Raw genomic sequence first — 10495 nt, 5'->3', positions numbered from 1 at the left:
CATGCGCACAGCGACCGGCGAGTTCCAGCGGGCCCGCGACCACCTGCTGTCCTCCTACGGTGACCTGCCGCGTGCCCGGGCCTTTCCCAGGCCCGAGGTCGGGGAGAGTTTCAGCTGGGTCGCGGACTGGTTCGACGTCATCGCCGACGGCAACCACGCCACCGCCCTGCGCGTGCTCGACCTGGACCGCCAGGGGACGCTGCTCGCCGACACCGCGGTGAGTTTCGCCGAACTGGCCGAGCGCTCCCAGCGGGTCGCCCGATGGCTGCGGTCGGCGGGCGTACGGCGCGGGGACCGCATCCTGCTGATGCTCGGCAACCGGGTCGAACTGTGGGAGTGCCTGCTGGCCGCGTTCCGGCTGGGCTGCGCGGTGATCCCCGCGGCAGTCCAGCTCGCCCCCGCCGACCTGGCCGACCGGCTGGAACGCGGCGAGGTGGCGCACGTCATCGCCGAAGCCGGCCTCACCCCCAGGCTGGACGGCCTCGGCGGCCGGTGGACGCGCATCGCCGTCGGAGGCCCGGTTCCCGGCTGGCGGGACTACCAGGGGGCCTATGCCGCCGAGCCGCTGCGCGAGGCGGTGCGGACACGGCCCGAGGAGCTGTCGCTGATCTACTTCACCTCGGGCACGACCTCCCGGCCCAAGATGGTCGGGCACACGAGCGTGAGCTACCCCGTCGGCCACCTGTCGACCATGTACTGGATCGGCCTGCGCCCCGGCGACGTGCACCTCAACATCTCGTCGCCCGGCTGGGGAAAGCACGCCTGGAGCAGCCTGTTCGCCCCCTGGAACGCGCAGGCGACGGTCATGGCCGTCAACCAGCCGAGGTTCGCCGCGCGTCCGCTGCTGGAGATGATGTCGCGCTACGCGGTGACCACCTTCTGCGCGCCGCCCACCGCCTGGCGGAGCCTGATCCAGGAGGACCTCACGCGGTGGCCGATGGTGCTCCGCGAGGCGCTGGCCGCCGGGGAGCCGCTGAACCCGGAGGTGGTGCGCCGGGTCCGCGAGGCGTGGGGGGTCAGGGTCCGCGACGGGTACGGGCAGACCGAGACCACCGCCCAGATCGGCACCCCGCCGGGGATGCCGAGCGTCGAGGGGGCACTGGGCTGGGCGCTGCCCGGCTACGAGGTGGCGCTGCTGGACCCGCACACCGGCGCCCCCGTCCGGGACGTCTCCGCGGAGGGCGAGATCTGCCTGCCGCTGGCCGACCGGCCGCTCGGCCTGATGGGCGGGTACGTGGGCGACTCCGAGGCCACCGCGCGCTGCATGCGCGGCGGCCACTACCGGACGGGCGACATCGCCACCCGTGACGCCGACGGCCTGTTCCGCTACGTGGGGCGGGGCGACGACGTCTTCAAGGCCTCCGACTACCGGATCTCCCCCTTCGAGCTGGAGAGCGTGCTGCTGCAACACCCGGCCGTCGCCGAGGCCGCCGTGGTGCCCTCGCCCGAGCCGCTGCGGCTGGCCGTGCCCAAGGCCTACGTGGCGCTCGCCTCCGGCTACCTGCCGGAGGCCGAGACCGCACAGCTCATCCTCGCGCACTCCCGCGAGCACCTGGCCTCCTACAAGCGCGTCCGCCGCGTCGAGTTCGCCGAACTGCCCAAGACCATCTCCGGCAAGACCCAGCGCACCGAACTGCGCAAGCGGGAGGAGCAGCGGCTCTCGCGGTCGGCGCAGGAATGGTGGGAGGAAGACTTCCAGAACTAGCCCCCTGGCGACATGAGCGGGTCGCGCGACCGGCGGACATCCCCCCGCGCGGCCCGCCCGCCCGGGCCTACCACTCCTCGGAGACGAAATGACTGCCGTCACCATGAGCAGGGGTCAGCGCAGACGAGCCGTAGTGAGCAGCCTCATCGGGAACAGCATCGAGTTCTACGAGTTCCTCATCTACGGTTCGTTCTCCTCCCTGTACTTCAACAAGCTCTTCTTCCCCTCGTTCGACCCCACCACCGGCACCCTGTTGTCGCTGTCGACGTTCGCGGTCGCCTTCGCGGGAAGACCGCTCGGCGCCTTCCTGTTCGGGCACTTCGGCGACCGGGCCGGCCGCAAGGCGACGCTGATCACCACTCTCGCCGTGATGGGCGGCGCGACGGTGACGATCGGCCTGCTTCCCACCTACGGCACGATCGGCGTCGCCGCCCCGATATTGCTGACGATCCTGCGGTTCATCCAGGGATGCTCGCTCGGCGGCGAGTCGAGCGGCGGGTTCCTGATGGCGCTGGAGAGCGCCAAGCCGAACAGGCGGGGCTTCCTCACCGCCGTCGTCGGCACCGGCAACGCCTGGGGACTGCTGCTGGCCAACGGCGTCCTGCTCCTGGTCACCGCGCTGCCGGAGCGGCAGATTCTGGCGTGGGGGTGGCGGCTGCCGTTCGTCTTCAGCGCCGTGCTGGTGGGCATCGCCCTCCACGTCCTGCTGCGGCTGGGGGAGACTCCCGAGTTCCAGCGGTCCAAGGCCGAGGGCGCGGTCAGGAAGAGGCCGGCGCTGGAGGTTCTGTCGCGGTACGGCCTGACGACCCTGGGCGCGTCGCTGTCGGCGCTTCCCACGTTCCTGGTGTTCTACCTCGGGTCGGTGTTCTCCCTCAAATACGGTGCGACCATCGGCGTGGGCCGGTCCGTCATGCTGCTGCTGCTCGTCGGATCCTGCGTCTTCCTGATCGTCGCCATGCCGTTCTTCGGCTGGGTGGGCGATCGGTACAGCCGCAAGGCGGTCTTCGTCGGCGGCATCGCCGCCATGACGGTGGCGCCGTTCGCCTGGTTCTCGTTGCTGGGCACCGGGTCGTTCCCTCTGATGGCTCTGGGTTTCCTGCTGCTGTTCGCCGGGTTCGCCGCGAACTACGGCGTGCAGGGGGCGTTCTGCCCGCGGCTGTTCCCCACGGCCGTGCGGTACTCCGGGATGTCCATCAGTTACAACGTGGGCGGCCTGCTCGGCGGCGCCGTCGGCCCGATCGTCGCCACGTCGCTGCTCGACAGGTTCCACAGCTGGACGCCGATCGCCGTCTACATGGCCGCCGCCGGCGTGATCGCTCTGGGCGCCTCGGCGTTCCTGCGCGAACGCTCCGACGACGGCACGCCCGCGAAGCACGCCGGCGGCATGCCCCTACAGCACGTCGACGGCACGGCCGCACCGCGCGCCGCCGCTCCGCCGGCGACCGCCACGTCCCCCGTCATCACCACCGCCGGAAGCTAGCCGGCGCGAAGCCTCAGGCGAACCGGTGGAAGTCTCCGTGCAATCTCCAGTGAGGGAGTACCGCATGACGTCCTTGTCCGTTCCCAAGTGTCCCGTTCTCGATCCCACGGGCGCCTCGGTCCACGCCGAGGCCGCCGCGTTACGCGCCGAGGGACCGGCGGTGCTGGTGGAGCTGCCCGGGCCCGTCCGCGCCTGGGCGGTCACCCGGCACAGCGTCATCCAGAAGCTGACCAACGACCCGCGCGTCTCGCGCGACTCGCGCCGGCACTGGCCCGGCCTGGCCGACATGCCCGAGGGCTGGCCGCTCGCTCCCCTCGCCCTGCAGAACAGCTTCTTCAACTTCTACGGCGAGGAGCACCGCAGGTCCCGGCGCCGCGTCGCCCCCTCGTTCTCGCCGAAGCAGGTCGAACGGATGCGCCCGCAGGTCAAGGCGACCGCGGACCGCCTGGTCAAGGAGCTGGCCGCCCTGCCGCCCGGCGCCGTCGCCGACGTGCGCCGGGACCTGGCGCTGCCGCTGACCATCACCGTCATCTGCGACCTGTTCGGCGTCCCCGAACACCTGCGCAGGAAGGTCGGGACCGGGATCGACCGGGTCCTGGACTCCTCGCTCGGCCCAGAGGAGGCGATGGCCGCCGGCAACACGCTGTACGAGCGGCTCGGCGAGCTGCTGCGGTACAAGAGGGAGAACCCGGCCGCCGACCTGACCAGCGACCTGCTGCTGCCGGCCGAGCCCGGTGACGAGCCGATGTCGGAGGCCGAGCTGCTCGGCACGCTCTTCCTCATGATCGGCGCGGGGTACGAGACCACCGTCAACCTCATCACCAGCGCCGTCCAGGCCCTGCTCACCCACCCCGAGCACCTCACCCGGATCAACGAGGGCGCCATCGCCTGGCAGGACGTCATCGAGGAGACGCTGCGTTTCGAGGGCCCGGTCATGCACATGCCCATGCGGTGCGCCCTGGAGGACATCGACCTCGGTGAGGGCGTCGTCATCCGCAAGGGCGACGCGATCACCATCGGTTTCGCCGCCGCCGGACGCGACCCGCAGGTGCACCCGCGGTGCCCGGAGAGCTTCGACCCCACCCGGGCCAGCAAGGAACACCTCGCCTTCGGCCACGGTCCCCACTTCTGCCTCGGTGCGCACCTCGCCCGCCTGGAGGCGGAGATCGCCCTGACCACGCTGTTCGCGGAACTGCCCGATCTCACCCTCGCCCGCCCCGGACATCAGCCCGCCCGCCTTACCTCCTTCCTCATCAACGGCCCCGTGGGCCTGGAGGTCATCCCCCACCCGGCATGACCGGAACGAACTCCGGCCGCCGGAGGCGCACCGCGCCTCCGGCGGCCTCGTCATGTCCGTGGGGAACGCAGGTCGCCCCGAAGACACGCGGAAGGGACCGGCACGGCAGCGGGCGCGGCTCTTCACCCCGGCCATGTGCTGGAGGTGATCGGCGCCGGGTCGGCGGGTCGTGGTGCGGCGATGCCGGCGCCTGCGTCGGCGCCAAGCCGGTGATCGTTTCCGGTCACAGCACACGGGGTGCGGCGTCCACGAACGTCCGCCGGTCGGCCGTCGTAGGGGTGGCGCCGGTTTCGCCGTACCCATGACCGGCCGCTCCGGCGCCGGAGTGCGCGTTCACTGGTGCGGTGAGTTCCGGGCCCGGTCAGGGTGGGGCGGCAGTGGGGTGACCACGCACGTTCACCGGGCGCGGCTCTTCACCTCCGGCCATGTGCTGGAGGTGACCGGCGCCGGGTCGGCGGGTCGTGGTAGCGGTGAGTTCCCGGGCCCGGGGCTTCGCTGTGGTCAGCGGGTCGTCTGGTGGTGGGAGTTGCCGGTGGGCAGATGGGTCGTCCGGTGGCGGGAGCCTGTGGCGGGAACGCGAACGAGGCGGCGATCTGGTCGATCGCCGCCTCGTGCGTGCTTCTCCTACCGCCGTACGCTCACGTCCACAGGCCGCCGATCGCCATGGGGGAGCGGTGGCGCAGGGTGTTGTCCATCTGGACGTGCCGGGCGACGCGCTCGGCCTGGTTGCGCGTGGCGGCGATGAGCAGCGGCATCACCGACCCGGCCTCGGGCAGGCCGGCGTAGTACAGGCCCGGCAGCGCGCCCATTCCCCTGCGGTGCACCGGCATGCCGTCCGGGTCGAGCGCCCCGGCGGGCAGGATGCCGTATTCGGGCACGAAGCCCGTGGCCCAGATGATCGTCGTGATGTCGTTGGCGACCAGATCCAGCGTGGCGCCGTAGTCCGCGATGAGCGAGGGGTCGTACACGGGGGCGGGGTCGGCCTCGGGGACGACCAGCCCGCGCTGCTCGATCGCCGCGTCGATCGCCTTCAGCAGCTCGCTCTCCTTGTGTGCGGCAGCCCGCGCCACGGCGCGGACGTTGTCCTCCAGCCTCAGCACGCCGCCCGACGCGCCGCGGACCGAGCCGACCAGCGTGACACCCTTGGCGGCCAGGATCGGCAGGCTCAGGTCCTGGCCGCCGTCCTTCCCGCTGAGCACCGACACGCCCGGCAGCACGGGGGAGTCGCCGCGCCCGCCCGAGGCGGTCTCCAGGTTGCCCTCCGGCAGCAGCAACTGCAGCCAGTCGAGGATCTGCGCGCCGCGGTAGCGCCGGGGCGCGGTCTTGTGCCCGCCGACCGCGAGGAACACCTCCCGGCCGGCGTCGCGGAGGTCGTCGGCGATCTGCTGGCCGCTGTTCCCCGCGCCCACGATGAGGACCGCTCCGCTCGGCAGCGACTCCGGGTTGCGGTAGTAGCGCGTGTGCATCTGGGTGACCGAAGGGTCCACGCCCGCGGCCACCTCCGGTATGCGCGGCGAGGAGTACCCGCCCAGCGCCGCGACGACATTGCGGGCCTCGACGGCCTCGCCGTCGTCGAGGTGGACGCGGAAGCGCGCGCCCTCGTGGACCGCGTCATGGATCGGGGACTCGACCATCTGGACGCTGGTGTGCTCGCGGACCGCGATGCCCATCGCGGCCACGTAGCACCGCAGCCGTTCGGCCACCTCACGGGCCGGCATGTACCCTTCCGGGTCGTCCCCGTCGTAGGCCCAGTCCGGGAAGGCGACCGTCCTGTTCGGGGTGTTGACGCGCAGGCTGTCCCAGCGCTCGTTGGCCCACGCCTGGCCGATCTCGCCGCGCTCGATCACCAGCGCCCGGTAGCCGAGCCGGGCGAGCGCGCCCGCGACCGAGCATCCCTGCTGACCGCCGCCTATGACCACCGTCTCGACGAACCGCGTTCCCATCCGTTCATCCCTTCCTCGTCCGGGGCAGCACGACGACCTTCCCGGTGGCCTGGTCGTTCTCCATGTGCCGGTGCGCCTCGACGATGTCGCCGAGGTCGAAGACCCGGTCGATGTTGGGCCGGTGGACCCCGGCCTCGACCTCGCCGATGACCCGCCGCAGCACGGGCGCACCGGCGGCTCCCTTGAGGCTGTCGCTGTGGAAGGCCGTGAGCTTGGTGCCGGGCGGGATCATCGCGATCGGCTCGAACTCCCTGATCAGCCAGCCGCTGAGCGAGCCGGACACGCACACCGTCCCGCCGCGGCGCACCAGCTTGAGCGAGTCCGGCACCGTGGCCGTCCCGATCAGGTCCAGGACGTGATCGGGTCCCTCGGGCCAGACCTCGCGCACGGCGTCCGCCGTCGAGCCCGCGTCGTCCAGGAGCACGTGGTCGACGCCGGCCGCGGTGAGGGCGTCCATCTTCTCCGGGCGCCGGGTCGTGGCCGCGGTCTCCAGGCCGTGGGCGGAGGCGATCGACGCCGCCGCCATGCCGACCGAGGAGGTCCCGCCGCGGATCAGCAGGCGCCCGGGCGCGCCCGGCGCGATGCCGAGCGCGTCCAGCGAGCCCTGCGCGGTCAGGTACGTCTCGGGCAGCGCGGCCAGCACCTCCCAGGGCAACGTGGTGGTGACCGGCATGAGCAGCGAGTTCGGCAGCAGCGCGTACTCCGCGTATCCGCCGTCGAACTCGCGGCCCATCTCGCCCATCACGGCCGCGACGGCCTGGCCGACCGGCAGGGCGGCGTCGGTCGAGGCCGCCACCGTTCCCACGCACTCGATCCCGAGCACCCGAGGGAACTTCACGTTCGGCGAATGCCCCTGGCGGGTCCGCAGCTCCGACCGGTTCAAGCCCGCGCCCTCCACCCGCACCAGGCTCCAGCCCTCGCGGACCGAAGGCATCGGCAGCTCGCGGATCTGGAGTACCTCCGGGCCGCCGGCCTGGACACAGACCGCCGCGCGCATCGTGGTGCTCATCTCGGTTCAGCCTCCGGTGACGACCTCGACCGACGGCGCCCAGCGCGGGATCTCGCCGCGGCCGGAGGGCAGGCGCAGGCTGCGGGCGTAGCTGTATTCCTGCAGCGTCTCGATGGCGTGCTCGCGGCCGTATCCGCTGGCGCCCACGCCGCCAAAGGGGGTGCCGGTGAACGAGCGGTTGTAGTGGTTGACGAAGACGATGCCGACGCGCAGGTCGCGGCTGAAGCGCATGGCGCGCTCGGTGTCGCGGGTGAACACCCCGGCGACCAGGCCGAACTCGGTGCCGTTGGCGATGCGGACCGCCTCGGCCTCGTCACGGAAGGGGATCACGCACACGACCGGCCCGAAGATCTCCTCCGTGGCGATGCGCATGTCCGGGGTGACGCCGGTGAACAGCGTGGGCGGGACGAAGTAGCCCTCCGCCAGCTCGGGGTCGGTGGGCGTCGCCGCCTGGGCCGCGATCGTGGCGCCCTCGCGGACGCCGAGTTCGAGGTAGTCCTGCACGCGCTGCCGCTGCTCGGGGGTGACCAGCGGCCCGACGTGGGTGTCCGCGTCCGCGCCGTTGCCGACCTTCAGCCGCTTGACGGCGGCCGCGAGCCGGCGGACGACCTCCTCGTAGCGGTCGACGTGGACCAGCACGCGCGAGGCGGCGGTGCAGGCCTCGCCCTGGTTAAAGTAGCCGCCCTCCACCGCCCACGGCACGGCCGAGTCGAGGTCGGCGTCCTCGAAGATCACCAGGGCGTTCTTGCCGCCGAGCTCCAGCAGGGTCGGCGTCAGGTTCTCCGCGGCCGTCCGGATCACCGCCTGCCCGGTGGCGGGCGCGCCGGTGAAGGAGACCTTGCCCACGAGCTTGTGCCCGGCGAGCCGCGCGCCGACCGCGCCGGTGCCGGGCACGATGTGCACGACGTCGTCGGGGAGAATGGACTGGGCGATCTCGGCGACCCGCATCACCGACAGCGGAGCCTGCTCCGGCGGCTTGATGACCACGGCATTGCCGGCCGCCAGCGCGGGGGCGAGCTTGCCGGCGGTGTGCAGCGGGGGCCAGTTGAACGGGATGATCGCGCCGATGACGCCGAAGGGCTCGCGCAGTGTGATGTCGAGCATGCTGCCCGAGTCGCGCGCCTGGCTCGGGATCGCCTCGCAGAGGCCGGCGAACATCTCGAAGATGGTGGGCGCGCCTTCGAGGTCGAAGTTGCGCGCCTGGGTGAAGGGCTTGCCGTTGTCGCTGGACTCCAGCGCCGCGATCTCGTCGGCGTTCTCGCGGATGGCCTGGGCGACCTTCCACAGCCACTTGCCGCGTTCGCGCGGCGTGCGGGCCTTCCACGCGAAGTGCGCCTCGTACGCGGCGCGGACCGCCTGGTCCACCTCCTCGGCGCCGGCGCCCTGGACGACAGCGAGCGGCCTGCCGGTCGCCGGGTCGTGCACGGTGAACCGGTCGGCCTCGTTCTGCGAGGACCAGCGCGTGCGCAGGAGCTGGGCGGTGTCGGACTGAGCTGTGTCGAACGTCGTGGTCATGTCATCATCTCTTTCAGCACCGAGGCGATCCGCTCGGCGATCACGATGGTCGGTACGTTGGTGGCCACGCGCGGCATCGCCGGGAACACCGAGGCGTCCGCGACGGTGAGTCCCTGGACGCCGTACACGGCGCCGTTGGAGTCGACGACGGAGCCGGGAGCACGGTGCGAGCCCATCCGCATCGTGGAACTGCCGTGGTTGTAGTGCGCCGGCGCGCGGCGTATCGCCTCCGCGAGCTCCTGGTCGCTCACGCCCGGTCCCGGCACCCGCTCCTCCACCAGCAGGTCGGCGAGCGGCCGGGTGCGGGCGATCGTGCGGGCGAGGCGCACCGCGTCGGCGACCCGTTCGGCGTCGTCGGCGACCGTGTAGAGCCCGAGGTCGATGACCGGCGCGTCCTGCGGGTCGCGTGAGGCGAGCCGCACGGTGCCCCGCGAACGGGGCTGGACGCAGGAGACGAAGAAGACCATGTCCCAGCCGGTCGGGTGGTTCTCGACCGGCGGAACGATCATGGCGGGCAGGCTCTCGGTCGGCACCGCCGCGGAGGGCAGGATCTGCACGTCGTAGTCCGGCTCTCCCGGTCCGGTGGCGACGCTGAGCACGCTGCCGAACATCTGCCGCGCCCCCTCCTTCGGCGGCCTGGCGACGTGGATGTTCCAGAAGGCGGGGTGTTCGGTGAGGCCGCGCCCCACGCCCGGGAGCTCGGACACCACGTCGATCCCGTGCGAGGCGAGCTCGGCGCGGTCTCCGATGCCGGAACGCATGGCGATGACCGGGGTGTTGTAGGCGCCGGCGCTGAGCACGACGTGCCCGGCGCCGATCTCCTCGCCCGAGGCGAGCCGGACCCCGCGGGCCCGGTCGCCCCGGAACAGCACCCGGTCGACCAGCACGTCACCGCGCACCGTGAGGTTCGGCCGGTGGCGGACCGGGTTGAGGTAGCCGATGGCCGTGCTCAGCCGCACGCCGTCGGCCGCGCTGAGCGGGGTGTGCGCGAAGCCCGGCGCGCCCGGCGCGTTGAAGTCGTCGACCATCGGGTACCCGAGCCGTCCGCACGCCTCGCTCATCGCCGCGACGTGCGGACCGAGGTCGGCCGCCGTGCTCTGGGTGATGCGGTACGGCCCGTCGAGGCCGTGGAACTTCTCCTCGCCGTAGGGGTAGTGCTCCATCTCCTTGTAGAAGGGGAGCATGTCCGGGTAGCCCCACGCGGGCCCGGCCAGGGACGCCCACGCGTCATGGTCGGACGGCCGGGCGCGCATCGCCACACAGACGTTGACGGAGGAGGAGCCGCCGATGATCCGGCCCCGGGGGACCGGCACCCGGTTGCCGAACTCGTCCGGAACCGATCGGTAACCCCAGTCGTAGGAGTACGGTGCGTACGTCGCGTCGGCGACGTCCGCCGGCAGCTCCTCGGTGGTCGCGAAATCGGGCCCGGCCTCAAGGAGCAGGACCGACAGCCGCGGGTTCGCGCTCAACCGGTTGGCCAGGACGCAGCCGGCGGAACCGCCGCCGATCACGATGACGTCGTAGGTCATGATCGCTCCTCCCTCGT

The 10495-nt window shown here is 72.1% G+C and carries 7 protein-coding genes; 3 read left to right on the top strand and 4 right to left on the bottom strand.

The genetic code is table 11. The features are described from left to right. The first annotated feature begins 1 nt into the window (after window position 1). The 3 genes from ABZU32_RS13920 to ABZU32_RS13910 all read left to right on the top strand — a co-directional run bounded on the left by ABZU32_RS13920 (window position 2) and on the right by ABZU32_RS13910 (window position 4482). Complete coding sequence (locus ABZU32_RS13920) at window positions 2-1705, top strand: AMP-binding protein (protein ID WP_354921609.1); 1704 nt, start codon at window positions 2-4, stop codon at window positions 1703-1705. Between the two features lie 133 nt (window positions 1706-1838). After that, on the top strand, window positions 1839-3185 hold the full coding sequence (locus ABZU32_RS13915; RefSeq protein WP_354921606.1) for an MFS transporter: 1347 nt from the start codon (window positions 1839-1841) through the stop codon (window positions 3183-3185). Between the two features lie 64 nt (window positions 3186-3249). After that, window positions 3250-4482: a cytochrome P450 gene (locus ABZU32_RS13910; protein ID WP_354921603.1), complete on the top strand. Its 1233-nt coding sequence runs from the start codon at window positions 3250-3252 to the stop codon at window positions 4480-4482. A 638-nt stretch (window positions 4483-5120) separates the two neighbouring features. On the opposite strand, the gene ABZU32_RS13905 is transcribed toward ABZU32_RS13910, so the two are convergent. The 4 genes from ABZU32_RS13905 to ABZU32_RS13890 are packed head-to-tail and all read right to left on the bottom strand — an operon-like array spanning window position 5121 to window position 10478. Further along, entirely contained in the window at window positions 5121-6425 is a 1305-nt protein-coding gene (locus ABZU32_RS13905; RefSeq protein ID WP_354921600.1) for an NAD(P)/FAD-dependent oxidoreductase, read from the bottom strand. A gap of 4 nt (window positions 6426-6429) precedes the next feature. Then, window positions 6430-7434: a zinc-binding dehydrogenase gene (locus tag ABZU32_RS13900; protein ID WP_354921597.1), complete on the bottom strand. Its 1005-nt coding sequence runs from the start codon at window positions 7432-7434 to the stop codon at window positions 6430-6432. A 6-nt stretch (window positions 7435-7440) separates the two neighbouring features. After that, complete coding sequence (locus tag ABZU32_RS13895) at window positions 7441-8949, bottom strand: aldehyde dehydrogenase family protein (protein ID WP_354921594.1); 1509 nt, start codon at window positions 8947-8949, stop codon at window positions 7441-7443. After that, the gene (locus tag ABZU32_RS13890) at window positions 8946-10478 is read right to left on the bottom strand and encodes a GMC family oxidoreductase N-terminal domain-containing protein (protein WP_354921592.1); all 1533 of its coding nucleotides are present in this window, start codon (window positions 10476-10478) and stop codon (window positions 8946-8948) included. Before ABZU32_RS13890 ends, ABZU32_RS13895 begins: the two co-directional genes overlap by 4 nt. Window positions 10479-10495 lie beyond the last annotated feature (17 nt).

The organism is Sphaerisporangium sp. NPDC005288 (assembly GCF_040607475.1).
In the GTDB taxonomy this organism is placed as follows: Bacteria; Actinomycetota; Actinomycetes; order Streptosporangiales; family Streptosporangiaceae; genus Sphaerisporangium; species Sphaerisporangium rhizosphaerae.
The sequence above is the reverse complement of the archived record's forward strand: the minus strand, read 5'-3'. Positions and strand labels throughout refer to the sequence as shown.

What these genes read in the sequence shown, in the direction of transcription:
- ABZU32_RS13920 (WP_354921609.1), top strand. Translation starts at nt 2, where the DNA reads ATGCGCACAGCGACCGGCGAGTTCCAGCGGGCCCGCGACCACCTGCTG.
- ABZU32_RS13895 (WP_354921594.1), bottom strand. Translation starts at nt 8,949, where the DNA reads ATGACCACGACGTTCGACACAGCTCAGTCCGACACCGCCCAGCTCCTG.
- ABZU32_RS13900 (WP_354921597.1), bottom strand. Translation starts at nt 7,434, where the DNA reads ATGAGCACCACGATGCGCGCGGCGGTCTGTGTCCAGGCCGGCGGCCCG.
- ABZU32_RS13910 (WP_354921603.1), top strand. Translation starts at nt 3,250, where the DNA reads ATGACGTCCTTGTCCGTTCCCAAGTGTCCCGTTCTCGATCCCACGGGC.
- ABZU32_RS13890 (WP_354921592.1), bottom strand. Translation starts at nt 10,478, where the DNA reads ATGACCTACGACGTCATCGTGATCGGCGGCGGTTCCGCCGGCTGCGTC.
- ABZU32_RS13905 (WP_354921600.1), bottom strand. Translation starts at nt 6,425, where the DNA reads ATGGGAACGCGGTTCGTCGAGACGGTGGTCATAGGCGGCGGTCAGCAG.